General features: G+C 60.7%; 23 protein-coding genes, 5 tRNA genes and 1 other RNA gene. 22 read left to right on the top strand and 7 right to left on the bottom strand.

Features of this window, described 5'->3' with window-relative positions; translation table 11 throughout:
- The first annotated feature begins 2 nt into the window (after positions 1-2).
- From NW848_RS09470 to ffs, 13 genes are all read left to right on the top strand, one after another.
- Positions 3-2,273 carry an FG-GAP-like repeat-containing protein gene (locus tag NW848_RS09470; protein ID WP_414511016.1) on the top strand — a complete coding sequence of 757 codons (2,271 nt, stop codon included), beginning with the start codon at positions 3-5 and terminating at the stop codon, positions 2,271-2,273.
- Between the two features lie 322 nt (positions 2,274-2,595).
- A tRNA-Val gene (locus NW848_RS09465) sits at positions 2,596-2,671 on the top strand.
- 17 nt (positions 2,672-2,688) lie between these two features.
- Positions 2,689-2,766: transfer RNA gene (locus tag NW848_RS09460), tRNA-Asp, on the top strand.
- A 3-nt stretch (positions 2,767-2,769) separates the two neighbouring features.
- Positions 2,770-2,844, top strand: a tRNA-Phe gene (locus NW848_RS09455).
- A 5-nt stretch (positions 2,845-2,849) separates the two neighbouring features.
- A tRNA-Leu gene (locus tag NW848_RS09450) sits at positions 2,850-2,935 on the top strand.
- A gap of 24 nt (positions 2,936-2,959) precedes the next feature.
- Positions 2,960-3,034: transfer RNA gene (locus NW848_RS09445), tRNA-Gly, on the top strand.
- Between the two features lie 21 nt (positions 3,035-3,055).
- Complete coding sequence (gene tig, locus NW848_RS09440) at positions 3,056-4,360, top strand: trigger factor (protein WP_414511015.1); 1,305 nt, start codon at positions 3,056-3,058, stop codon at positions 4,358-4,360.
- 4 nt (positions 4,361-4,364) lie between these two features.
- Positions 4,365-4,967 carry an ATP-dependent Clp endopeptidase proteolytic subunit ClpP gene (clpP, locus tag NW848_RS09435; protein WP_414511014.1) on the top strand — a complete coding sequence of 201 codons (603 nt, stop codon included), beginning with the start codon at positions 4,365-4,367 and terminating at the stop codon, positions 4,965-4,967.
- A gap of 36 nt (positions 4,968-5,003) precedes the next feature.
- Positions 5,004-6,239, top strand: coding sequence for an ATP-dependent Clp protease ATP-binding subunit ClpX (gene clpX, locus NW848_RS09430; RefSeq protein ID WP_414511083.1), 1,236 nt, complete (start codon positions 5,004-5,006; stop codon positions 6,237-6,239).
- 12 nt (positions 6,240-6,251) lie between these two features.
- Positions 6,252-6,515 carry a hypothetical protein gene (locus tag NW848_RS09425; RefSeq protein WP_414511013.1) on the top strand — a complete coding sequence of 88 codons (264 nt, stop codon included), beginning with the start codon at positions 6,252-6,254 and terminating at the stop codon, positions 6,513-6,515.
- A 50-nt stretch (positions 6,516-6,565) separates the two neighbouring features.
- Positions 6,566-6,721, top strand: coding sequence for a hypothetical protein (locus NW848_RS09420; protein WP_414511012.1), 156 nt, complete (start codon positions 6,566-6,568; stop codon positions 6,719-6,721).
- 81 nt (positions 6,722-6,802) lie between these two features.
- The gene (locus NW848_RS09415) at positions 6,803-7,798 is read left to right on the top strand and encodes a Gfo/Idh/MocA family protein (RefSeq protein WP_414511011.1); all 996 of its coding nucleotides are present in this window, start codon (positions 6,803-6,805) and stop codon (positions 7,796-7,798) included.
- 25 nt (positions 7,799-7,823) lie between these two features.
- An RNA gene (gene ffs / locus NW848_RS09410) (signal recognition particle sRNA large type) lies at positions 7,824-8,088 on the top strand.
- A 3-nt stretch (positions 8,089-8,091) separates the two neighbouring features.
- Here ffs and NW848_RS09405 read toward each other — a convergent pair.
- The 3 genes from NW848_RS09405 to aceB are packed head-to-tail and all read right to left on the bottom strand — an operon-like array spanning position 8,092 to position 11,926.
- Entirely contained in the window at positions 8,092-8,994 is a 903-nt protein-coding gene (locus tag NW848_RS09405) for a TIGR01777 family oxidoreductase (RefSeq protein WP_414511010.1), read from the bottom strand.
- A 39-nt stretch (positions 8,995-9,033) separates the two neighbouring features.
- Complete coding sequence (aceA, locus tag NW848_RS09400) at positions 9,034-10,302, bottom strand: isocitrate lyase (RefSeq protein ID WP_414511009.1); 1,269 nt, start codon at positions 10,300-10,302, stop codon at positions 9,034-9,036.
- A gap of 22 nt (positions 10,303-10,324) precedes the next feature.
- Entirely contained in the window at positions 10,325-11,926 is a 1,602-nt protein-coding gene (gene aceB / locus NW848_RS09395) for a malate synthase A (protein ID WP_414511008.1), read from the bottom strand.
- A 101-nt stretch (positions 11,927-12,027) separates the two neighbouring features.
- Here aceB and NW848_RS09390 point away from each other — a divergent pair, with 101 nt between their 5' ends.
- Both NW848_RS09390 and NW848_RS09385 read left to right on the top strand, forming a co-directional pair.
- Positions 12,028-12,741, top strand: a complete 714-nt coding sequence (locus NW848_RS09390; protein ID WP_414511007.1) for an MgtC/SapB family protein — start codon at positions 12,028-12,030, stop codon at positions 12,739-12,741.
- The gene (locus tag NW848_RS09385) at positions 12,741-13,652 is read left to right on the top strand and encodes a hypothetical protein (RefSeq protein ID WP_414511006.1); all 912 of its coding nucleotides are present in this window, start codon (positions 12,741-12,743) and stop codon (positions 13,650-13,652) included. Before NW848_RS09390 ends, NW848_RS09385 begins: the two co-directional genes overlap by 1 nt.
- Here the strand turns inward: NW848_RS09385 and NW848_RS09380 are convergent.
- Genes NW848_RS09380 through ahcY form a run of 3 tightly spaced genes read right to left on the bottom strand, consistent with a single transcriptional unit; the run spans position 13,649 to position 16,164 of the window.
- The gene (locus tag NW848_RS09380) at positions 13,649-13,825 is read right to left on the bottom strand and encodes a putative motility protein (protein WP_414511005.1); all 177 of its coding nucleotides are present in this window, start codon (positions 13,823-13,825) and stop codon (positions 13,649-13,651) included. The two genes, NW848_RS09385 and NW848_RS09380, sit on opposite strands and share 4 nt — an antisense overlap.
- A 51-nt stretch (positions 13,826-13,876) precedes the next feature.
- Positions 13,877-14,926 carry a class I SAM-dependent methyltransferase gene (locus tag NW848_RS09375; protein WP_414511004.1) on the bottom strand — a complete coding sequence of 350 codons (1,050 nt, stop codon included), beginning with the start codon at positions 14,924-14,926 and terminating at the stop codon, positions 13,877-13,879.
- Positions 14,908-16,164, bottom strand: a complete 1,257-nt coding sequence (gene ahcY, locus NW848_RS09370) for an adenosylhomocysteinase (protein WP_414511003.1) — start codon at positions 16,162-16,164, stop codon at positions 14,908-14,910. The genes NW848_RS09375 and ahcY overlap by 19 nt, the downstream gene beginning before the upstream one ends.
- Positions 16,165-16,557: 393 nt before the next feature.
- On the opposite strand from ahcY, the gene NW848_RS09365 reads away from it, so the two are divergent.
- The 5 genes from NW848_RS09365 (at position 16,558) to NW848_RS09345 (ending at position 21,678) form a co-directional block, all read left to right on the top strand.
- Positions 16,558-17,226 carry an RHS repeat-associated core domain-containing protein gene (locus NW848_RS09365; RefSeq protein WP_414511002.1) on the top strand — a complete coding sequence of 223 codons (669 nt, stop codon included), beginning with the start codon at positions 16,558-16,560 and terminating at the stop codon, positions 17,224-17,226.
- Positions 17,227-17,662: 436 nt separating this feature from the next.
- Positions 17,663-19,231, top strand: coding sequence for an RHS repeat-associated core domain-containing protein (locus tag NW848_RS09360; protein WP_414511001.1), 1,569 nt, complete (start codon positions 17,663-17,665; stop codon positions 19,229-19,231).
- Between the two features lie 323 nt (positions 19,232-19,554).
- On the top strand, positions 19,555-19,803 hold the full coding sequence (locus tag NW848_RS09355; RefSeq protein WP_414511000.1) for a hypothetical protein: 249 nt from the start codon (positions 19,555-19,557) through the stop codon (positions 19,801-19,803).
- Between the two features lie 149 nt (positions 19,804-19,952).
- Positions 19,953-21,164 (top strand): PQQ-dependent sugar dehydrogenase, encoded by a 1,212-nt coding sequence (locus tag NW848_RS09350; RefSeq protein ID WP_414510999.1) that lies wholly within the window; start codon positions 19,953-19,955, stop codon positions 21,162-21,164.
- Positions 21,148-21,678, top strand: a complete 531-nt coding sequence (locus tag NW848_RS09345) for a c-type cytochrome (protein ID WP_414510998.1) — start codon at positions 21,148-21,150, stop codon at positions 21,676-21,678. Before NW848_RS09350 ends, NW848_RS09345 begins: the two co-directional genes overlap by 17 nt.
- A gap of 1 nt (position 21,679) precedes the next feature.
- Here NW848_RS09345 and NW848_RS09340 read toward each other — a convergent pair whose 3' ends face one another.
- Positions 21,680-22,597, bottom strand: a complete 918-nt coding sequence (locus NW848_RS09340) for a tetratricopeptide repeat protein (RefSeq protein ID WP_414510997.1) — start codon at positions 22,595-22,597, stop codon at positions 21,680-21,682.
- Between the two features lie 117 nt (positions 22,598-22,714).
- Between NW848_RS09340 and NW848_RS09335 the strand changes: the two genes are divergently transcribed.
- Together NW848_RS09335 and NW848_RS09330 are read left to right on the top strand one after the other, a co-directional pair.
- Entirely contained in the window at positions 22,715-23,416 is a 702-nt protein-coding gene (locus tag NW848_RS09335; protein ID WP_414510996.1) for a DUF1080 domain-containing protein, read from the top strand.
- Positions 23,380-24,504, top strand: a complete 1,125-nt coding sequence (locus tag NW848_RS09330; protein ID WP_414510995.1) for a M24 family metallopeptidase — start codon at positions 23,380-23,382, stop codon at positions 24,502-24,504. Before NW848_RS09335 ends, NW848_RS09330 begins: the two co-directional genes overlap by 37 nt.
- Positions 24,505-24,513: the final 9 nt, after the last annotated feature.

Genomic DNA, 24,513 nt, shown 5'->3' with positions numbered 1-24,513 from the left:
CTGTGGTGAACTCGGTGCGAGCAGTGATGCTGTTAGCTTCTGTGGGGTTCATTCTCTTTGCAGAAGCTCAGCAGCCGTTTTTGGCGATGAAATTTCAGCATGTCCCCTTTGGTGTCGGAATAGGCGCCTCGGGGTTGAACTCTACTGACCTTGACCGAGACGGACGAGACGAGATTGTCGCTGGGGCTTCTGCTGGAACCACCTTCGGTCCCAACAACTTTTGGTATGTGCTGAAGCGTCGTGGTACAGGACTGGAGATGGTGTATGTGTCCGATCTCTACACTTCTCCCATCTACAGCGTGCGTACTGCCGATATAACAGGCGATGGACGCCACGAGATTCTGGTAGCTTCTGGGAACACAATCTATGCTTATGACGGCTGTGACTTTCGCGAAGTGCGCCGAACTGTGACCGCTGCATCTGAGATTTACTCGCTGAATGTTGCCGATGTAGATAGCGACGGCGTGCTGGAATATGTGTTTATCAATCGCTCCGCACTTTACATCTACAACGCTCAGACGGGTGCCCTGAAATATCAAAGCGCCACTTATCGGGGAACCAGCGTCGCTGTGGGAAACGCAGATTTGGACAGCGATTTGGAAATCGTGGTCGCAACAGGCGATAATAGCACGGGCTATGTGCTGAATGGGCGTACGCGCGCAGTGGAGTGGTCGCACCCTAATGGTTTTGGTAGCATCGTGCGCATTGGGGACGTCAACTCCTTTTATCCAGGTGCTGAGATTGTCGGCGCAAGAGTGTGGGGCGCCATCACGGTCTATAACGCTACAGTTAGATCGCCCCTCTACGAGCAGCCCTCGTTCAACAACGCCGCGCTTCAGTTGGCGGATGTCAATCGAGATGGTCGCATCGAAATCGTTCATGGTGATGCCCAATGGGGCAACATCTGGGTGCGTGACGGAGAGACGCTCGCTTTACTCGGCTCTATTAGAAACCCAGAACACGGCGTTACAGATATCGCGATCGCTGACACAGATGGCGACGGAACCAACGAGATTCTGTGGGGCGCGGGATACAGCTCCACTGGCCCCGATTACCTGTTTATTGGCGATATTGAAACCTACCAGATTGTGTGGCAGAGCGCCGATCTTGTGCCACCTTTTTATGCGATGGATTACGGTGACTTGGACGGCGACGGGGTTCAGGAGCTGGTCTATGGGAGTTTCGAATCTCGGAGCGGTTATGACGGCGGAGTTTGGTTCGTGCGCAACTCGCGTACTTGGGAATTACTCCATACCTCCTCACCCGATTGGTCTTTTACGGGGCTTATGCGACTTGCTGTTGCCAATGTGGATGATGACCCCCAGCTGGAGATTCTGGTGAGCGAAGGCTCCGGCTACAGTGGCGCCGTGGTTTGTTACGATTCCCGAACCTACCAAAGCCAGTATCGGACATCCGGACAGATTGACCTTCCAGTCCGGGGCATTCAGGTGGCAGATGTCAACCGTGACGGCGTTCCAGAACTGGTTGTATCCATAGGCGGGTATGTTCACCTCTATCATGCCCGCACCGGAGCCTTTGTCTGGCGCAGTGTGGGGCTCGGACTTGGTTCGCGAGCTTTGAATTACCTGCGCGTTGGGAACATAGATGCCGACAACGCCCTGGAGATCGTCGTGGCTGAGGAGAATGGTCAGATTGTCATTTACGACGGCGTCACGCGACTCCAGCAGCTGGCTACCCCTGTGCGCGAAGTCACAGCACTCGAACTGGCTGATCTCAATAGCGACGGCATCCAAGAGATATTGATAGGTACCGCGAACGGGGCTCTCTACATTCTGAACCCCAGCACAGGTGGTATCCTGCAAGGGTTGGGCAACTATGGTGGGCGCATCGATGGGCTGCAGGTGAGCGATCTATTGGGCACGCCAGACCCCGACCTCATCTTCTGCGTGAATGGACGGCTCCATGTGGTCTATCGAGACCCTGTCACAAATCAGACCGCTGTATGGCGAAGCAACCCGTTGGGTCGGAACGCGGGACAATCCGACAGCCTCCGCGTTGCCGATCTGGATAACGACGGTCGGAAGGAGATTGTCCTGAATGTGGGTATAGGTCTGCGAGTCTACAACCTAATCACCGATGTCCCTGAAGGGGACATTAATCGAGATGGTTGTGTGGACGACGCGGACCTGCTGGGTCTCTTATGCGCTTTTGGTGAATCTGGCAACAATCTACCCGCCGATATCAACAGAGATGGACGGGTAGATGATGGTGACCTGCTCATCGTGTTGTTCAACTTTGGTATAGGATGTTGAAAGTCACCCCCTGTCGGGGCGGTTCGTCTTGCTGCCCCGACAGGCACGACCCTCTCTCCCCCTCTCGACCAGTTGGTGGATTGGTTCTGTTCAGAAAAAAATTTGCGAGGTATACTACCGCTTGTGCGCGTTGTACGCTGCTGGATGATACTAATCGCAAGGACAGAGTTTACAGTGATCCTCTCGCGTCGGCGGCGCAACTGTTCCAGTAGCGACATCGCAGAGAGTATACTTCCGACAACCCTGCGCCGACAAACTGATCTTCTTGACCTCTTGACAAACCGCCGTGAGGTGTGGTATAATATCCTGCGCCTGAGCAATCGGGCGAATAGCTCAGCTGGGAGAGCGCTTCCCTTACAAGGAAGAGGTCGCAGGTTCGAGTCCTGCTTCGCCCACCAGCGAGCGAGGGACATAGGGGGCTGTAGCTCAGCCAGGTCAGAGCGCTAGCCTGTCACGCTAGAGGTCGCGGGTTCAAGTCCCGTCAGCCCCGCCATACGCCGAGGTAGCTCAGTGGTAGAGCACTGGACTGAAAATCCGGGTGTCGGCGGTTCGAATCCGCCCCTCGGCACCACCACAGGGCGAGTGGTGGAATCGGTAGACACGCCAGACTTAGGATCTGGTGGGCTTTGCCCGTGGGAGTTCGAGTCTCCCCTCGCCCACCAAATCGGGTATAATAAACGCGATGTGCGGGAGTAGCTCAGTGGAAGAGCATCTCGTTGCCAACGAGAGGGTCGCGGGTTCGAGTCCCGTCTCCCGCTCCATCCTAAATTTGAGGCGTCGCTATGCAAGCACCATCCACGCAACCGTTTCAAATCCTAAGCCGTGAGGAGCTGTCGCCTGTTACTATCCAACTGACTGTGGAGGTTGATGCGCTCACCACCCAGCGGATGTTTGAACGCACCCTTCGGATACTGGGCAAATATATCGATGTGCCTGGCTTTCGTCGCGGGCAAGCACCGCTGAACATACTGCGCCGCATAATCCCTGAGGAGAATCTGCGCCGTGCGGCAGGCGAGCTGATGATGGACGAATTTATCCCCAAAGTGCTACAACAGGAGCAGATAGAACCCTACCGCGCACCGCGCGTCGATATCGAGCGTCTTCAGGAGGGCGAGCCGTTCCGATTCAAACTCACCGTGCCGCTGCGCCCCATAGTAGAGAAACTCGGCGAGTACCGCGACTTGCGCTTCCCCATCCCGCCGCAAGAGACCACTGACGAGGAGGTCGAGCAAGCCCTCGAGTCGCTCCGCAAGCAGCGCATGCGCCTCGAATCGGCGCCCGACCGCCCAGCGCAAACGGACGACCGTCTCGTCGTCGGGATTCAGTCGCTGGAAGAGGAAAACGCCAAGCGCAACCGCTACATGATGACGCTGGGCGCGACTTTCGGCGCGCTGGACAACCTGCTGGCAGGGATGCGCGAGGGCGAAACCAAAGAGGCGACGCTGACCTTCCCTGAAAACTTCGACGACCCCGACTTGGCAGGCAAAACGCTCACCGTCGCAGTCACCCTCGAGCGCGTCTACGCGCCTGTCTACCCCGACCTCGATGACGCGTTCGCGCAACAGCACGGCTACGACGACCTGAACGCCATGCGCGAAGGCATTCGCCAACGCATCACGCAGCGGAAAGTGGAGTATCTCCAGGATCAGGCGCGCGAGCAAGCGTTAGCAATTCTGCGCGAGCGCAGCGTCGTCCACCTGCCCGACGCGCTCATCGACGAGCAGCTGCGCGAGGAAGCCGAAGAGTTCGCGCAGGAACTCAAACAGAATGGGCTTACCCTCGAGATGTTCGCGCAGGGGGCGGGGCTCACACGCGAACAGGTCGTGGAGCAACTGCGCCAGCGCGGAATCACGCGCCTGCAAAATACCTTCCTGCTGATGGCGCTCGCCGACCGAGAGGGCATCGAAGTTACCGAATCTGAGCTCGACGAAGTTGCTGAGAGCGTTAGCCCCGACACGGAGCCTGAGATACGGGCGCGCATGAAAAGCGACCCCGAAGTGCGCCAGCAGATCGCACACCAGCTTCGGATCGAGTACGCCCTGCAAAAACTGCTCGATATCGTCCAAAATAGAGAGCAAGGAGACTGAGACGATGATTTACCCGAAAAACCAGCTAATACCGATGGTGGTGGAGCAGACCGCGCGCGGCGAGCGCGCCTACGATATCTACTCGCGTCTGCTCAAAGACCGTATCGTGTTCGTCGGCACGCCCATCACCGACGAAATCGCTAACCTGGTGGTGGCGTCGCTGCTGTTTCTGGAGAAAGAGGATCCCGACAAGGATATCGATATGTATATCAACTCGCCTGGCGGCATCGTGAGCGCGGGGCTGGCAATCTACGACACCATGCAGATGATACGCCCCGATGTCGCCACGATTTGTATCGGGCAAGCCGCCAGCATGGGCGCGGTGCTGTTGGCAGGCGGCGCGCCCGGCAAACGCTACGCCCTGCCCCACGCACGCATCATGATTCACCAAGTGCATGCAGGCTTTCAGGGAACCGCCCTCGATATCGAAATTCAGGCGCGCGAAGTGCTGCGCTACAAAGACATCCTGAACAATATCCTGCACAAGCACACGGGGCAACCCATCGAGCGCGTAGAACAAGACACCGCACGCGACTACTTCATGTCCGCGCAGGAAGCCAAAGAGTATGGAATAATCGACCATGTGTTAGACCGCAGCGGTCGCTAACAGGAGGCGAGTGTGGCTCGAATCAACGATACACGCATGACCGACCGATGTATCCTGTGCGGGAAATCGCGAGAGCAGGTACGCAAACTGATTTTGGGCATGTATGGCGGTGTCTGCGCGGACTGCGTAAAACTTGCGAGCGATATCCTCCGCAGTGAATCGGGCGCAGCGCCGTCAGCACAGCCCATCGGCTCGGTAGACACCATCCCGAAGCCGAAAGATATCTATCGTGTGCTGAACCAATATGTGGTGGGGCAGGAGCGCGCCAAGCGGGTGCTGTCGGTCGCCGTCTACAACCACTACAAGCGCATCAAGGCGGGCGTCAGCAGCGAGGTGGAACTGCAAAAGAGCAACATCCTGCTGATTGGTCCCACAGGCAGTGGGAAGACGCTGTTGGCGCAGACGCTGGCGCGTATCTTGAATGTGCCGTTCGCAATCGCCGACGCGACCGCGCTCACCGAAGCGGGCTATGTCGGCGAGGATGTGGAGAACATCCTGCTGCGGCTCATCCAAGCCGCCGATATGGACATCAAAGCCGCCGAGCGCGGCATCATCTACATCGACGAAATCGACAAAATCGCCCGCAAATCGGACAACCCCTCCATTACGCGCGATGTGTCGGGCGAAGGCGTGCAGCAAGCGCTGCTCAAAATCTTGGAAGGCACGATTGCGAATGTACCGCCTCAAGGCGGACGCAAGCACCCGCACCAAGAGTTCATCCAGATTGACACCTCCAATATTCTATTCATCTGCGGCGGCGCATTCGATGGGCTGGAGAAAATCATCGAGCGACGGCTTACCGACCAATCGATGGGCTTCCGCTCCAACCCAGACACGCGCAAAAAGCGCAATGTGGGCGAGTTGCTCCAGCATGTGATGCCCGAAGACCTGCTCAAGTTCGGGCTGATTCCCGAATTTATCGGGCGACTGCCTGTGGTGGCGACGCTCGACGCACTCGACGAGGCGACGCTGGCGCGGATTCTGGTAGAACCGAAAAACGCGCTCGTGCGCCAGTATCAGAAGTTTTTCGAGCTGGACGGCGTCGAGCTGGTGGTGCAGGAGGGCGCACTGCGTGCGATTGCGCAGGAAGCGATTCGGCGCGGTACAGGCGCGCGCGCCCTGCGCGCTATCCTCGAAGAGATTATGTTGAATGTGATGTACGAAGTGCCGTCGAACCCCAACATCAAGCGCGTGGTGATTACCGAAGAGACCGTCACCCAGCGCAAAGACCCCGAAATCCTCACCGCGGACGACATCCAGCAGGCATCGTGAGGGGGACTGCCGATGGACGCGACGCGATCGCCGATGCCGCCCGCCGAAGCCATCCGACGCTGGCGCGAGGGGCTTCGCGAACTGGAGGCGCTCACCCGCGCCGAGCGTCTCCAGATGAGCTACGCGGAGCGACTGCACGCCATCGGGCAACTCTACGCCTTCTGGAAATCGCTCGGCTTGCTCCCCGACCCCGACACGCGCCCAATGTGCGAGCGCTGGATTGAAGCCAAACGGCGATGGATCGAGAGACACATGCCCTCGAAAGTGAATTTTTAGTTGCCCTCCGCGACCTGATTCAACTCCTTCAGGGTATCCGTCGATCAGGGGTGCTTATCGGGGGCGTCGCCGTCGGACTGCTTGGGTATTCGCGGGCGACAGCGGACATCGACATGATTATCGAGGGAACAGGCATCGACTTGACGAACTTTCTTGAGCAGGCGCGCACAGCGGGGTTTGAACCGTTTTCTGCTGATGAGCGGTAGCAGGAACTTGCCGACTCGCCTCGAAACAGGCGCGGGGCGCAACGCCCCTCATCCCACACCAAACGAACTTGGAGGCATCGAATGAGTAAAGTACGCTTAGGACTGATTGGTAGCGGCGGTATGGCACGCCATCACATCAACATTCTGCAAGGCGTCAGCGAAGCGGAACTGGTCGCGATTACCGAACCCAGCTCCGACCAGCGCAACGCCACTTTGCAACGCTTCCCGAACTTGCAGGGCGTGCCCTTCTTTGACGACCACCGCGAAATGCTGGACAAAGTAGAGATGGACGGCGTGATGATTGTCTCGCCCCACACGCTCCACTTCCAACAGGCGATGGACGCGCTGGACAAGGGGCTGCATGTGATGATTGAAAAGCCGATGGTCTGCACCGTGGAGCACGCGCGAACTTTGGTGCGCAGGTTCCGTGAGACGGGCAAGGTCGGACTCATCGCCTATCAGCGCCACTACATCCCTGTGTACCGCTATGTGTACGAGGGCATTCGGCGCGGGGAAATCGGCGAGGTGCATTTCGTGCAAGCCATCAACTTGCAGAACTGGATGCACCTCACAGCCAACACTTGGCGTCAAGACCCTGCGCTCTCAGGCGGCGGGCAAATCAACGACACCGGCTCGCACCTGGTGGACTTCCTGATGTGGATTGTCGACGCGCCCGCCACGAAAGTCAGCGCGTATATGCAATACTTCGACCGCAAGGTGGACATCAACTCCGCGCTGGCGTTCGAGTACGCCAACGGCGCGATTGGCAACCTGTCGATTATCGGCAGCACGACGGTCGGCTGGCACGAGGAGATTACCGTCGTCGGCAGCGAGGGCAGCTACCTCATTCGCCACGACCAGCTGGAAATCTGCGATGCGCACGGCAAGCGCTATAGGCAAGAGAACCTGCCGCAAGGCTCGCAACCCGTGATAAACTTCGTGAACGCCATCTTGGGGCGCGAGGAGGTGCAATCCAAGCCCGAAGACGGGCTGCGCGTGATTGCGTTCACGGAGGCGGCGTGGCAGTCGGCGGCGCAGGGCGGCGTCCCCGTGCCCATCGCGCCGCTGGAGGAGTAGCCGTCGGGTATACTTCGTGTTGCGGTCGCGCTAAGCGGGGAGCTGGCGGTTCCCTGTACCTGCAACCCGCCATAGCAGGGCTGAACTCTGGCTCGAGGCGGGACAGCCGCAAGGTGTACCGCGCACGCGCCCGTGAAGATCATCGGGACTTGCGCAACGGAGGGACGGTGAACCCCGCCAGGTCCGGAAGGAAGCAACGGTAAGTCGTTTCCCCGTGTGCCGTAAGCCCCCCGGTGGGAGCGGGTAGCGACGCGACGCCTTGCCAAGCGCCGTCGACAGCCAGTGCGCGACCGCTACTTCGCCAGCAAATCGCGCAACGCCGCCTCCAAAGTCGGGAAGCGAAACTCGTACCCCGCCTCCAACAGCCGATTCGGCAGCACGCGCGAGCCTTGCAGCACGAACTCCGCCATCTCGCCCAGCATCAGGCGCACGGCGAACGCAGGCGCGCGGAAAATCGCGGGACGCAGCAGCACGCGCCCCAGCGTCTTGGCGAACTCATGCATCGTGGCGGGATTCGGCGCGGTGAAGTTGAACGCGCCCGACAGGTCGTCCCGCGCCAGCAGGAACGCCGCCGCGCCCACCACATCGTCTAAGTGAATCCACGAAAGCCACTGCCTGCCCGACCCAATCGGTCCGCCGACGCCGAGCTTGAACGGGGTGAGCATCTGGGGTAGCGCGCCGCTCTCCAAACCCAGCACGACGCCAATCCGCATATAGCACAGGCGCACGCCCAGCGACGCGACAGTCTGTGCCGCCGCCTCCCACGCCTTGCCCAAATCCGCCAGAAAGCCGCTGGCAGGCGGGCTGGACTCGTCGGCGGTTGTGTCGGGGCTTTGGTCATAAATGCCAATCGCCGACGCCTGCAACCAGATGCGTGGGGGCGTCCGCGCCTGCTGCGCCGCTTGCACCAGCAGCGCGGTCGTTTTTACACGGCTGTCCCACAGGCGCTGCTTGACGGCAGGCGTCCACCGCTGCGCGATGCGCTCGCCCACAAGGTTGATTACGGCGTCCGCGCCGTCGAGCCGCTCTGCCCACGCGCCGAGTGTCGCACCGTCCCAGCCGACTGCACGCACGCCTTCGGGCAGGCGCGCTCGGTCAGGATGGCGCGTCAGCACCTCCAGCGCATGCTCCGCCCGATACGCCCCCACCATCGCCCTGCCGATAAACCCTGTACCGCCCGCGAGAACGATTCTCATGGCGATTCCGTTGTATCCGCGCCGTTCTGAAGCCTGTTGTCAGAACTGCTCTGCCTCGGTGGAACCGTGCATCGCGAGGGTGGACGCCTGCCCGCCCGTGATGGCTTCCTGCACGGCGTCGAAGTAGGCAGTGCCAACGAACGCCTGATGCTCCACCGCGCGGAAGCCCTGCTCGCGCGCCCGAAACTCCGCCTCCTGCAGGTCGGCGTAGGCGGTCATCCCCGTCTCGGCATAGCCGCGCGCCAACTGGAACGAGCTGTAGTTGAGCGCGTGGAAGCCCGCCAGCGTGATGAACTGGAACTTGTAGCCCATCGCGCCTAACTCCTGCTGGAAGCGGGCAATCGTGTCGGCGTCCAGCAGCCTCTTCCAGTTGAACGACGGCGAGCAGTTGTACGCCAGCAGCTTGCCTGGATACTGCTTGTGTATCGCCTCCGCGAACTGGCGCGCCTCGCTCAAATCGGGCGTGGAGGTCTCGAACCACAGCAGGTCGGCATACGGCGCATACGCCAGCCCGCGCGCAATCGCCGCCTCAATACCGTTGCGCACCGCATAGAACCCCTCGTAAGTGCGCTCGCCCGTCAGAAACGGCTGGTCGTAGGGGTCGATGTCGCTGGTCAGTAGCGTGGCGTTCAGCGCGTCGGTACGGGCAATCAGGATGGTGGGCACGCCCATCACATCGGCGGCGAAACGCGCGGCGACCAGTTTCTGAATAAACTCGCGCGTGGGCACCAGCACCTTACCGCCCAGATGTCCGCACTTTTTGGCGGAGGCGAGTTGGTCTTCGTAGTGGACGCCTGCCGCGCCCGCCTCGATGAGGGCTTTCGTGAGTTCGAAGGTGTGCAGCACGCCGCCGAAGCCCGCCTCACCGTCGGCGACAATCGGCGCGTACCAATAGATGTCGTTGCGTCCCAGCGCGTGCTGTTTCTCGTCCTCGCGGCGGAAGGCGTTGTTGATGCGCTTCACGACGGCGGGCACGCTGTTGACAGGGTACAGGCTCAGGTCGGGATAGGTCTGCATCGCAAGGTTCGCGTCGGCGGCGACCTGCCACCCGCTGAGGTAAATCGCCTTCAGCCCCGCCTGCACCATCTGCACGGCTTGCGTGCCCGTGAGTGCGCCCAGCGCGGCGACATACGGCTCGGTGTGCAGCAGCTCCCACAGCCGCTGCGCCCCCAACTTCGCCAGCGTATACTCGATTTGGACAGACCCGCGCAGACGCACAACATCCGCCGCCGAATACGGGCGCGTAATCCCCTGCCAGCGCGGATTCTCGCGCCAATCACGCTCTAACTGCTCAATCACCTCATGCATACAAGTGCCTCCTCATCTGCAGTTAGTCGATATACTCATACGCCACCAGCGTCACGAAGTCGATAAACGGCTCCGACAGCACGACTTGGCGCAGGATGGCGGCGGCGTCGTCCAGTCGGTGGGGCGCGTCGCCGTAGCTGGCGCGGATGGTTTCTAACTCCTCCGCCAGCATCTGTTCGAACAGTTCGGGGGTGATGAGGCGTCCGTCGCTGAGGTGCGCTCCGCGCCGTAGCCACTGCCACAGTTGCGACCGCGAGATTTCGACGGTGGCGGCGTCTTCCATCAGGTGGTTGATGGCAACCGCGCCGACCCCGCGCAGCCACGAATCCAGATAGCGCAGGCTCACATTGATATTCGTGCGCATCCCGCGCTCGGTAATCTCCCCGCGCGAGAAGTTCAGCAGTTCCTGCGCCGTGATCGCGCGGCTCGGCTTGACATGAATCTGGTTGGGCGTGGGCATGTGCGTGTTGAACACCTCCAGCACGATGGGCACAAGTCCAGGGTGGGCGACCCAAGTGCCGTCGTAGCCTTCGCTGACCTCGCGTGTCTTGTCGGCGACGACCTGCGCGATGGCGGCGGCGTTCGCGTCGGGGTCGTCGCGGCGCGGGATGTACGCCGACATCCCGCCAATCGCGTGAATCCCCCGCTTGTGGCAACTCTGCACCACCAGCTCGGAGTACGCCTTCATAAACGGCACGGTCATCGTCAGCGTGGCGCGGTCGGGCAGCACGATGTCCTCGCGTGCGCGGAACTTGCGGATAATGCTGAACAGGTAGTCCCACCGCCCGCTGTTCAGCCCCGCCGAATGCTCGCGCAGCTCGTAGAGAATCTCCTCGCATTCGAACGCGACGAGGATGTTCTCAATCAGCACGGTGGCGCGGATGGTACCGCGCGGGATGCCCAGCTGGTCCTGCGCAAAGAGGAACACCTCGTTCCACAGGCGCGCCTCCAGATGGCTCTCCAGTTTCGGGAGGTAGAAGTAGGGTCCCGTGCCGCGCTGGATTAGCTCGTGCGCGTTGTGGAAGAGGTAGAGTCCGAAGTCCATCAGTGCGCCTGGTACAGGCTCGCCGTCGACCCAGAGGTGCTTTTCGGGCAGATGCCACCCGCGCGGGCGCACGCACAGCACGGCGGTCTGATCGTTCAGGCGGTACTGTTTGCCGTCGGGGCTGGTGTATTCGATGGTGCGGCGCACGGCGTCGTAGAGGTTCAGCTGCCCCTGCACACAGTTTTCCCAAGTGGGCGCGTTGGCGTCCTCGAAGTCCGCCATGAACACCCGCGCCCCAGAGTTCAGCGCGTTGATAATCATCTTGCGGTCGACGGGACCCGTGATTTCCACGCGCCTGTCTTGCAGGTCGGGCGGGGGTGGGGCGACCTGCCAGTCGCCGTCGCGGATGGCTTTCGTTTCGGGCAGGAAGTCGGGGTTCTCGCCTGCGTCCAGTCGTGCTTGACGCGCCTCGCGCATCGCCAGCAGTTCCTTGCGCGTCGGGTTGAAACGGCGCGTGAGCGTCGCCACGAAGCGCACCGCGTCAGGGGTCAGAATCGTCGTCCACTCAGGGCGCACCGCGCCGCGAATCTCGATGCCTTCGCCTGCGAATTGGCGGTTCAACTCCTCTTGGTGGTTCATTGGATGCCTCCGTTCCCATCGTTGGGCTATAGACCGACCGTTCAGTCAAAAGTTGTTCGCGATCGGTGTGCGTAAAGGATACCCCAAAAATTGGAAAAGAGATGCTGCCCTCCCCTGTCGCGTCAGGTACACTTGCGCTGATGCAGGCAGTCTCGTGGGCAGAGGTTGGGCATGTGGCGGTTCAGCTGGTGATAGCGATTGGGCTAAGCGCGCTGATTGGCTGGGAACGCGAGATGCGCGGGCGACCTGCAGGCATTCGCACGCATGTGCTGCTCTGCTTGGGCGCGACGCTGATGATGATTCTCTCCCGCGCATTCAGCACGCAGGGCGACCCTGGACGCATCGCGGCGCAGATTGTCAGTGGCGTCGGCTTCATCGGCGCGGGCACGATTCTGCGTCAGGGCAGCGTCGTGCGCGGGCTGACCACGGCGGCGAGCCTGTGGGCGGTGGTCGCTATCGGCATGACGGTCGGCATGGGCACGCCACAGTATTACCTAATCGCGCTGCTGGGCACCCTGCTCATCTACGGCGTGCTGACTTTGCTGCGCATTCCCGAAGAGCGCATTCAACAACAGCATCGCCCCCCGCTGCTATGGGTCACGCTGGAGGCGCGCGCGAAGCTGGACAGCGTGTTCGCCGTGCTGTCCCATCACAACGCGGAGTTGCTCTCGTTTCGTCAGGAGTTTCCTGACATGCCCCACACGCGCGTCTATGTGCTGGAGGTTTCCTTGCGAGACCATGCGACGCGCGCCGCGATTTTGCACGACCTGCTGGCGCTGCATGAGGTGCGTGCGGCGCACTGGGAGGCGGGCTAATGCGCATCGGAGTGCTGGACATCGGCTCCAACTCGGTGCTGCTGCTGATTGGCGAGCGCACGCCGTCGGGCTGGCGCGTGCTGACCGACCAGACGCGCATCACACGCTTAGGCGAGGGGTTCGGCGTGGCGAAGCGGCTGCAGCTCGAAGCCGTTCAACGCACCCTACGGGCAATCGACGAATACCTTGCGGAATGCCGTGCGTGGCAGGCGGAGCGCATCGTCGCGGCGGCGACCGCCGTCGTGCGCGAGGCGAGCAACGCGAACGCGATTCTGCAGCCCCTACGCGAACGGTTGCCCCCTCACGCCGAGATTCGCGTACTTTCCGAGCAAGAGGAAGCCACGCTCAGCTACCTGTCCGTTGCGTTGGACGACACGCTGGGCATCGGCGCGGAGCGGCTGGCGGTGATAGACATCGGCGGTGGGAGCGTGGAAGTCGCGGTGGGGCAGGGCGCGCAGCGGGAGGTGTGGCGCAGCTTCCCCGTCGGGGCGGGGCGTGTGCGCGAGCAGTATATGCCCAGCGACCCGCCCCATCCGCGCGAGGTACTCGCTGCTACCCGTGCGTTGGACGAGGCGTTCGCACCCCTGCGTGAACTGCCGCAACCTGACCGCGTGGTGTCCATCGGCGGCACAGGCGTGAACCTTGCGGTGCTCGCGCTGGGGCTGACCGCGTTCGCCCCCGCGCGGGTGCATGGCGTCTGGTTCGGCGACGAGACGCCCGCCGCGCTGCTGGAACGGCTGTTGCGCCTGAGCGACGCCGAGCGACGCACCCTGCCAGGAATCGAACCCGACCGTGCGCCGCTGCTGCATGTCGGCGCGCTGATTCTGGAGCGCGCGCTGTTCGCTTTGCGCCGCGAGGAGGTGCAGATTAGCACGCGCGGGCTGCGCTACGGTATCCTGTGGACGCTTTAGACCCGCACATCAAGCCGCTGCCCCACCCCCTCTAACTGCTTGAGCAGGGTCGCTGCCTGCTGCTTCTGCACATCCATCACTTTGCGTGCGAGGCTCACTTGCGCTTGGTTGGCAACCTGCTGCTGCGCATTCGCAGGGCTGAGCGCGACTGGGTTCAGGCTTGTGATTTGCATACTCCGATTGTCGGCAGCGCAATTGGGTCGCCTTACCGAACCGTTGCGGGTTTATCCCTTCCACGCGCGTACCATGATGAATTCGCGGATTTCGGGGCGGCGGCGGGCGTTAGCCTCTGCTTGTCGCGCCAACACTCGCTCCTCGCGGGGCAAGGGGGGCGACTGGTGGGGCGACGCGCCGATAGCAAGCGCACGGCTCATCCCATACACACGCTCACACAACGGGCAGTACGGCAGCCGCTCGATCCGCGCGAAGCCAACTTCCTCCAGTAAGCGTAGCAGGGAGCGGTCTGTGAACACCACCAGATGGCGCGGGGTGTCCAGTCCTATCCAATTCTCGCCGTAGCGGGCGTGCCCCTGCGCGTCTAAGTTCGGCGTCTCTATCCACAGCCAGCCGCCGCGCTTGAGCAGGCGGTAGCAGTGCTCCAGCGTCGCACGGGGATGATGCACATGCTCAATGACATGGTTCATCGTGATGCCCTGAAACGACTCTGGCGCTTCGTGCAAGGTCTCCAGCGTGCCGAGATGGACGGTCAGCCCCCGCGCGCGGGCGACCTCGACGGCTTTCGGGTCAGGCTCCACGCCAATCGCTTCCCAGCCTGCCCGCTGCGCGAACAGCAAAAAGTCGCCGTTGCCGCAGCCGACATCGAGCAGGCGTCCTTTGGGTTGCTTGGGCAGGTGGCGTCCACCAGTGTCCAGCAGCGCGCGCTGGTCGGGCATCAGCCACACTGCCAATATGCCCAGAATACTGGCGGGTCGCTCGTGCATCCCGAAGCGGTAGTTGCGGTAGCCGTTGCCCAAAATGCGGCGCAGTTTGCCCAGCAGGCTCAATTGCGCGTACTCAAGTGGCGCTGTGTGTGCATGCGTGTAATACGCTTCGTACAGCCTGCCAACCGATTCGGGTGTCGGGCGCGGATTGTAGTAGCCCGACCCACACGCGCCACAACGGTAAAAATCCCATGCGCCAGGCGTGTTTACCTGGAACTTGTCGCGCAACCCGTGATACAACAGCTCCTGCCCCGTGCGCGCGCCGCACACAGGGCAGGCGTCCAGATATTCCAGCGACTCTGGCGACCAGCCCTCTATGTGCCCTCCTGCCACGATTCGAGGTACTTTGCCTGCTCGTCAGTAAGGGTATCGATTTGCACGCCGAGCGCCTGCAGTTTGAGCTGCGCCACCTGCGCGTCGATTGCGGCGGGCACAGGGAACACCTCGCGCGGCAGCTTGCCCCGATTCTGCACGATATACTCCACGCTCAGCGCCTGATTCGCGAAGCTCATGTCCATCACGGCGGCGGGATGCCCTTCGGCGGCAGCGAGGTTAATCAGCCGCCCCTCGCCCAGCAGGTAGAGCCGTCGCCCGTCGGCGAGCTGATACTCGTCCACGAACGCGCGCACCGTGCGCGTGCCCGTCGCCATGCGCTCCAGCGCGGGGATGTCGATCTCCACATTGAAGTGCCCCGTGTTGCACACAATCGCGCTCGACTTCATTACGCGGAAATGCTCCTCGCGAATCACATGGTAGTTGCCCGTGACGGTGATGAAGATGTCGCCGACCCGTGCGGCGTCCATCAGCGGCATCACTTCGTAGCCGTCCATGATGGCTTCGAGCGCCTTGAGCGGGTTGACCTCGCACACAATCACATGCGCGCCCAGCCCGCGCGCGCGCATCGCGACCCCACGCCCGCACCAGCCATAGCCTATCACGACCACCTTGCGCCCCGCTATCAGCAGGTTTGTCGCCCGCATAATCGCGTCCAGCGTGCTTTGCCCCGTGCCGTAGCGGTTATCAAACAGGTGCTTGGTGTAGGCGTCGTTGATGGCGATTACGGGATACTGCAGCACGCCCTCTTTCGCCATCGCACGCAGGCGAATCACGCCCGTGGTGGTCTCCTCCGTGCCGCCGAACACCTCGGATAGCCCCTCGCGACGGTCAGTGTGCAACACGCTCACCAAGTCGCACCCGTCGTCCATCGTGATGTGCGGCTGGATGTCCAGCGCTTGGTGGATGTGCTTGTAGTAGGTGTCTTTATCTTCGCCTTTGATAGCGTAGACCGCTATACCTTCGTATTTCACTAATGCGGCGGCAAGGTCGTCCTGGGTAGAGAGTGGGTTCGAGGCGCACAGGGCAATCTCCGCGCCGCCCGCCTTGAGCGTGCGCATCAGATTGCCCGTCTCGGTCGTCACATGCAAACATGCGGCGATGCGCACGCCTTGCAAGGGCTTCTGCTGCTCGAACCGCTGGCGGATGAGGCGCAGCACGGGCATCTCGTTGTCCGCCCACTCCATCCGCAGCGCGCCCTGCTCGGCAAGCGTCAAGTCCTTCACATCGTAGCTCATTCGATATAGACCTCCAGTAGGGGAATTGTACCATAGGAGAGACCTTTCGGCATCAACGCAGTCGTGAATCCCGCTCTGGAGTTCTTGCGCTTGGAGAGGAAAGCCCGATTTCCCACCAAAATCCCCCCCAAATTCCCCTGTCCCCCCTTGACAATCGCGAAATCCTATAATATAAGCGCGCCCCGCAAAGTTGTGGGGATATGCTGAACCGATGAAGGTCAGAACGATGCTGGGTCTGCGGAAGGGCTGGAGTCTGAAGCGAGTGCGCCGCACATTGGCGCAGGGCACTGTCGGAAAAGGAATCGCTATCATGCTGGGTATCTGGTAGCGGAAGGCAGTCGGCAGCGCAGTAGCGACCCGTTCCAGTGGGTATACTACGGCTACGGTGGCGCGATGTACCAGCAGATAGCCAGCACGGGTATGGAATACAAGCACTGGAGTCTGCGGGGCGACTTGGCGGCGACGAGCAGCCCGACAGGTGCGTACTCGCCTGCCCCGCTCACGGATGCGTTTGGCGACACGATAGCAGGCGCGCGTCCGACCTACGACTGGAACGGCGCGTGGGGCTATCGCAACGAGGCGCTCACAGGCGGGCTGCAGAAGGTGGGTGTGCGCTGGTACGACCCGACGGTGGGCAGGTTCTTGCAGCAGGATCCGTGGTTGGGGTCTATTTACGCGCCGCTGACGCTGAATGCGTATGGGTATTGCGTGAATGATCCTGTGAGTGTCGTAGACTCGACAGGCAAAGCTCCCGCTATCCTTGTTATCCCGTTATTAATCGTTGGGATATTCCTCATTCCAACGCCAGTCGGTAACAACTCTACCATAGTTACGGGACCCGACCCCAAGACCGTAGAGTGTATAGTGCTTGAGGTAGAAGTATCTCCGCCATTCGCGTTGCCTCCTGGATTTCCTACAGGTCCTATCATCGGCACGCCCCCGCCGAGACCTCCAGACGACATACTGGTGATTCCTCCAGGAACACCAATCAACCTGCCAGGTTTACCTCTGGCTTCCCTTCCGCCAGGGGTCAGCGGGCGTTTGATAATATGGTATAAATGAAATAGCATTATGATTGTTATTTGGAGGAAGCGATGTCTAACAGGTGTCGATTCGTATTGGTCGGAGTAATCTGCACTGTGATCGCAATAGCGACTCTGACCTGTGCATACTTGTTGGCATACTTGATAGCGAATTATCAGTCATCGGAAACAATTATCAGATATACATATGCTGATGGGTCGGTACAGGTCGTAGGAGGACGTGTACCGTGGCGACGACCAGATGCGGTCTTTGGTGGAAAGATTTCAGAAGAGGAACAGCCTACTATGGCGCTGTATACGAGAAATGAGCAGGGGGAATACGACAAACGGGAATTAGTCAAAGTGGAATTTTGGTTTCGTGAGAAAGATGCTGCGACACGCCTGAGGAGGGCATTTGAGTTGCTCCACTCCCGTTGAGAAGGTGGAGAAGGTGATAGGTAGGCAGCGAGGATGGTATGCAGTTCAGACTTATCCAGACACAACAGGCGTTGCGATATATCCGTTATGGCTTGGATAGAGGATGCAGCCTCTCCCAAGCCTTGCTCCAACGACTTGAGCAAGCGAAGATTCGGATTGGCACATGGCTACCCCGCGGCGTTTCCAAGGGTAGTATCTACCAGTTCGAACAGGGTGGCAAACTGCCTGCCCAACAGAACGAGGCGGTTCAGCTTCCAAGTGGAGGCGTGTTGATTCCGATACCCAACACCGTGCCTGCGGTAGCACGGTATCTCCACAAACAGCTTGCTGATTGCAAAAAGCGAGGAACAAAAGCGTTTCTCCTCGCTCCTGATGAGCTTGCTTCACCTTCTGACTCGTGGGTGGTTCGGTATGAACCGATTGAGGGGGTGAAGATGCTTTTCCTGAATGAGGAGGTCTACTTTTATGTGAAGGAGGATGGGTCTTTCGCTGCAGTCGAGAAGATTCTTCGTCGTGCCCGTTCGCTTGCGGGGATGTTTTCCGTTGTGGTGTTCGCTCACGGCGATATTGAGCAAGGTCTTTCCGCAGAGCTTACGGTCTCTTTGGCCAAGCTTTTTGTGGTGCGTGCGTATGATGGAGAGAGTTTTTTTACTCGTGAAGTTTACAGACTCTTAGGAGAAGGGGGTGCTGGCTGGGCGGCACTGATTGTCCCATCCTATTGCTGCAAGTTTCACAGGGTTCGGCAGTCCATATCCTGCAACGCCACGCACATCTGCGACCCGTTCCAGTGGGTATACTACGGCTACGGTGGTGCGATGTATCAGCAGGTGAGCAACGCGGGCACAGAATACAAGCACTGGAACCTGCGTGGGGACTTGGTAGCGACCAGTAGCCCGACAGGCGCGTACTCGCCTGAGCCCATTACCGATGTCTTTGGCGACACGATAGCAGGTGCGCGTCAGACCTATGACTGGAACGGCGCGTGGGGCTATCGGAACGAGGCGCTGACGGGCGGGTTGCAGAAGGTTGGGGTGCGCTGGTATGACCCGACGGTCGGCAGGTTCTTGCAGCAGGATCCGTGGTTGGGGTCTCTCTACGCGCCGCTGACGCTGAATGCGTATGGGTATTGTGTGAATGACCCCGTGAATGCGGTGGATCCGAGTGGAGAGTTTGCCATAGGGGCGATAGTGGTTGGACTACTAAAAATTATTGCGGTGGCTGGTGCAATCGTAATCATATTCAGATTTATCAACAGGTACTGCGGTTCGGGTGCATCCAATCGAGGCGGGGGCGGCTCTTCCAGTTCAGGTGGCACAGGTGGTACAAGTTCAGGTTCAGGTGGCACAGGTGGTACAAGTTCAGGTGGAGGTTCTCCAAAAGGAGGGGGAGGTCGGATAGGTGGAGGGCTCATAAGAGGGGTCGGAGGTGGAATTGGCATAGGACTTGGCGTAGTAATAATAGAAAGAGGGCTTGACCGATACTTTCCAGGTTGGGAGGATGTGGTTTTCTGGCCAATCGACAATCTCATAAGATCCATCGAAGAAAGCAAGAAAACCCCCTACCCTGCGCCCCCGTGGGACGGTTTCCGAGACCCGCTCAAGTGGTGACAAATATGGGTATTGTCGCAGTTGTTTTGGGCATCTTGAGTGCCACCATCCTATTCGCACTGTGGACGTCGGATAGAGAGAGACGCCTTCACGATTGGCGTTGGCTCCGCACGGTGTTAGTCTTCTGCATAGCTGTCTTTTTGAGCCTGCTTTGTTCACGGCTTATCAAAAGGCTTGCTGAAAGGTATTCTTGGGATTTCGCCTTGGATTACCGTGTTGACATTTTCCTGTTCGTGGTTTCCTTGCTGATTTCTGTCGTTATCGAGGCTGTGCGCTACAAGGCTTCTCAAACTGATACCCCGTCTGGGAGTTAGGAGGCGACGGTGAGCAAAGCGCAATACATAACAGCGATGACCTTGTCGATTCTGTTGATGCTCGGCGCGGTTGTACTAGCACTTAGTTCACTGGACACTCTTCGCAAAGCCGACGAGAAAGGTAATGTCGTTGTTCGTGGCAGGGGGGGCAAGGCAGAACTTCCCGCGCACTTTGCAGTGTTTTTCCCGCCGACCGTTTTGTTCCTCATAGGCTTGGGGTTTGCGTATATGTCTTACCGTTTCTACCATGACGAATGATGAGGCGTTATGCCATCGTCTTGACGGCGCGTGGGTGGTCAGCGTGCAGCAGTGCGGCATGCGCGTCTCAGAAACGCTCGCCCAGTGAAACGAGGTACAATACCCCCACTATGAATCGGCAGGTTGCGCTCGGTTTTGGGATGGGCGTGTTGGCAACGAGTGTTCTGATTGGCTGTTTGACGGCGCAGCGTCCCGCGAATCCGCGTCCCCCGCAGGCGGCTGCCACTGCGCCTGCGCCGACGGCGGGCGTGCGCGGGCAAGGCGTGCCCGAATTCTGGGTGCGTCCTGGCTATCGCGTGGACTTGGTCGCCGAGAATTTGGGCAACGCGCGTTTTATGGAGTTCGACAACAGAGGCACGCTGTACCTCAGTCGCCCGCAGCGCGGCGACATCCTCGCCCTGCGCCTGCGCGGCAACCGCTACGAGGTGGTCAACACCTTCGTAGAAGGCTACCCGACCGTGCATGGGATGCACTTCGCCGACGGGTGGCTCTGGTTCGCGCAGACGGGCGCGATTCACAAAGCGCGCGATACGAACGGCGACGGCAAGGCGGACGAGGTGCAGACCGTCATCCCCGACGGCAAACTCCCCAAAGGCGGTGGGCACTGGTGGCGACCTATCTTAGTAACCGACCGCTACATCTACACGGCGATTGGCGATTCGGGCAACATCAACGACGAGACCGACACCGAACGGCAGAAAATCTGGCGGTTCAACAAGGACGGCACGGGCAAAACGCTCTTTGCCAGCGGCGTCCGCAACACCGAGAAGCTTCGCCTGCGCCCTGGCACGAATGAAATCTGGGGCGTCGATCACGGCAGCGACTGGTTCGGACGCACGCTCGGCGAACGCCCCCTGCAGTTCCAGCCCATCACCGACTACAATCCGCCCGATGAGCTGAACCACTACCAACAGGGCAAATTCTACGGGCATCCCTTTATCACGGGCAACAAGTTGCCCCGCATCGAATACCAGAACCGCAAGGACATCGTGGAGCTTGCGGATAAGACCGTGCCGCCTGCGTGGAGCTTCGGCGCGCACTGGGCAGCGAATAGCTTCACCTTCCTGACGAAAGACCACTTCCCTGGACACAAGGGCGATATGTTCGTGGCATGTCGTGGGTCGTGGAATCGCGTGGTTCCTGACGGCTACCGCGTCGAGCGCGTACTGTTCGACCCCGTCACGGGCAGACCTTACGGCAGTCTAACGATTGTGAAGACGCTGACGGCGAACAATCGGGTGCTGGCGCGCCCAGTGGACTGCGCCGAAGCGCCCGACGGCAGCGTGCTGTTCAGCTGCGACACCACCAACCGCATCTACCGAATCTCGTGGGTCGGAGGGCAACATGCGAAGGGCAATTAGTCTGGCGGGTTTGGGCATCGCGCTGGCGAGCGTCGCGATAGGCACGGGCGGCGTGCGCCCTGCGCCGATTAAAGTGGTAGATACCTACGAGCGCAAGTGCAGTTCGTGCCACGGCAAGGAAGGCGCGATGCTCGACAAAGGCTTCGAGAAGAAGTACGCCTCGCCCCGCGAGTTGCGCGAGGTCGTGGAGAGCATGCCAGGCGCAATCGGCATGCGTTCCGACGAGCTGGACGCGATGCTGGCGTACATGCGCGCGGTGAGCCGCCGCGAGCCGTTTCTGGTGTGGACGGAGCGGCGAAGCGACGCGCTTGTCGGCGAAGTCTCGCCTGCCGCCGCGCGGGTGGAAGCCCGCGCCAAGCGCGAGAAGCTGCGCGTAGAGCGCCCCCAGCCCAGTCAGTGGCGTATTGCGCTGCCGAAAGGGGTCAGACCCGACGACATCGAAATCATAGCGCAGCGTGGTACCGTGCGTACTACGCTGCGCCTCAAGGACTCCCCCTACAGCCACACGAAATAGGTTACGCCGCCAGCTCGTTGAGCGCGCTGCGGGCGACAGGGTTCTCAGGGTCGATATCGAGCGCGATTCTGAAGTGTTCGCGCGCCTCTTCAACGCGCCCCATATCGCGCAGCGTGATGGCTAAGTTCAGCCGCGCCTCCAGATAGCGCGGGTTAATCTCCAGCGCGTACTGGAACTGCTCGATGGCTTCCTGCTCGTTGCCCAGCGCGGCGAGCGCCATGCCCAAGTGGTTGCGGATGTCGGCGAAGTTGGGGCGGATAGCAAGCGCCTTGCGATACTCAGCGACCGCCGCCGCAAAATCGCCTCGTCGATACAAGTCATCGCCCATCTGCGCGTGATACAGCGCGTCGTCCGTGCTGTTGGAGCTGAGCGTCTCGAAGAGGGCAATCGCTTGATCGATGCGTCCCGCGCGGTCGTGTTCCAGCGCCTGCTCGAAGCGGGCGCGGTCGAAGCCCGTGTCCAGCGTCAGCGACTCCTCGATGCGCCGAATGCCGTCCTCGCGGCGTCCCATCTCGTACCAGACGATGCCCTGAAACAGCACCGCTTTAGCGAAGCGCGGGTTGATCTGCAGCGCCTCTTTGAGGTGCAACGCCGCGCGTTCGTAGTCGCGCAACTTACGCAGCGCGAACGCCAGCGAGAAGTGCAAATCGGCGTAGTGCGGGTGAATCTCCAAGGCGCGTTCGAAGTGGCTCGCGGCGATGGCGTACTGTCCCCGACGCAGCGCGGCTTGCCCCAACTGCGCGTGCGACTCGGCGATATAGAACCGTGCGAGCTTCTGCACCATCACATCGCGCGTCTCAGTCAGCGCGTGTTCGAACAGCTTCAGCGCCTCTTCAAAGCGCCCATCATCGTAGCACTTGATGCCCTCGTCGTAAGAATTGCTTCGCCCGACGCCCAGAATCTTCTGCAAAAAAGACATAAATCGCCTCCGTGTAGAAGTTATTATCGGCACGAGTGGGGACAGTTTTTTAGGGGGAGCGCGGTTTGGGCGGAAAGCGCAGTAGGAGTTGCTCGGCGCAGGGCGAATCAAACGCCTATGAGACCCAGAACGCAACCCGTAGTCTTTCTGATAGGTGTGTTCGCGCTGCTGGTCGGCGTCGCCGTCGCGCTACAGCAGGCGAATCAACTGAGTGAACAGGAGATAAAGGACGGCTGGCGGCTGCTTTTCGACGGCGAGAGCCTCAAAGGCTGGACGGTCGCGGGTGTGGACGGCTCGTGGGTGGTGGAGGATGGTACGCTCCACTGCACGGGCAAGGGCGGCGGCGGGATGATTTACGCCGACGGCGTCTACAAAAACTTCGAGTTGAAACTGGAGTTCAAGGTCTCCCCAAGGGGCAACAGCGGCGTCTTTTTCCGCGTGTGGGACAAGAACGACCCCGTGCATACAGGCATCGAGGTGCAGGTGCTGGACAGCTACGGCAAGGAGAAGCCCAGCAAGCACGACTGCGGCGCGATTTACGACATCCAAGCGCCCAGCAAGAACGCCGTCAAGCCCGCAGGCGAGTGGAACAGCTACCACATCATCTGCAAGGACAACCTCATCGTGGTCTACCTGAACGGCGAGAAGGTGAACGAGGTAGACCTCAGCCGCTGGACGGAGGCGGGACGCAACCCCGATGGCACGCCCAACAAGTTCAAATACGCCTACAACACGATGACGCGCCCTGGCTACATCGGGCTGCAGAATCACGGGAGTCCGATATGGTATCGCAGCATCAAGCTCAAGCCGCTGAATTAAGCCATGCGGCGCGTCGGGCGAAACTGCGCGAGGCGGTGTTTGGGGACAAAAGCCCGCCTGATGCGCTGCTCATCGTGGGCGCGGGCAACCTGTTTTATTTGACGGGCTTCACGGGTTCGTTCGGCGCGCTGCTGCTGACCCCCGACGCGGAACGGTTCCTGACGGGGGGCATCTACGCCACGCAAGCGCAGGGCGAGGTTGCCGACATCCCGATTATCGTGAACCCCGTGCTGAAGGAGTTCGGCGAGACAGTCGCCGAGACTGCGCAGGAGCTGGGCGTGCGCACGCTGGGCGTGGAAAACAGCGTGTCGCTCGCGTGGCTGCAGGGGATGCGCAAGCCGATGCGCAAGGCGAAGATTCGCCTCAAGCCCGTCGGCGCGCCTGTGGAGAAGCTGCGCCGCATCAAGGACGCCGACGAGATTGCCCGCCTGCGCGCCGCCGCCCGACTCGCCGACGCGACCTTCGAGCATATCCAACGCCTGTTCCAGCCCGAAATCGCGGAGTGGGATCTCGCGATGGAGATCGACTTCTATATTCGTCGGCAGGGGGCGTACCCCGCGTTTGAGACGATTGTCGTGTCGGGCGAGCGCACTGCCCTGCCGCATGGCAAGCCGACCGAGCGACGCCTGCAGCGAGGCGACTTCGTGACAGTGGATTTCGGGGCGCGCCTAAACGGCTACTGCTCCGACCTCACGCGCACGGTGGTGATTGGGGCAGCGTCGCCCGAACAGCGCAGGCTCTACACCGCCGTACTGGACGCCCTGAACCGCGCCGTCGACGCCATCCGCCCTGGCGTGAAGGGCAAGCAGGTGGACGCCCTCGCCCGCCAGACGCTGGAAGCGTATGGGCTGGCGGACTACTTCGGGCACGGGCTGGGGCATTCAATCGGGATTGCCGTGCATGACGGCGCGGGTCTCTCATTCCGCGACAAGAAGCCGCTGGAAGCGGGCATGGTGCTGACGGTGGAGCCAGGCGTCTATGTGCCTGGCTTTGGCGGCGTGCGCATCGAACAAGATGTTCTGGTCACCGCCGACGGTTGCGAATTGCTGACGCATGCGCCCGTGGAGTTGAGGGAGTTTGGGGGGTAATAAACGAAT

It is taken from the genome of Synechococcus sp. RC10A2 (genome assembly GCF_047502605.1).
The sequence above is the reverse complement of the archived record's forward strand: the minus strand, read 5'-3'. Positions and strand labels throughout refer to the sequence as shown.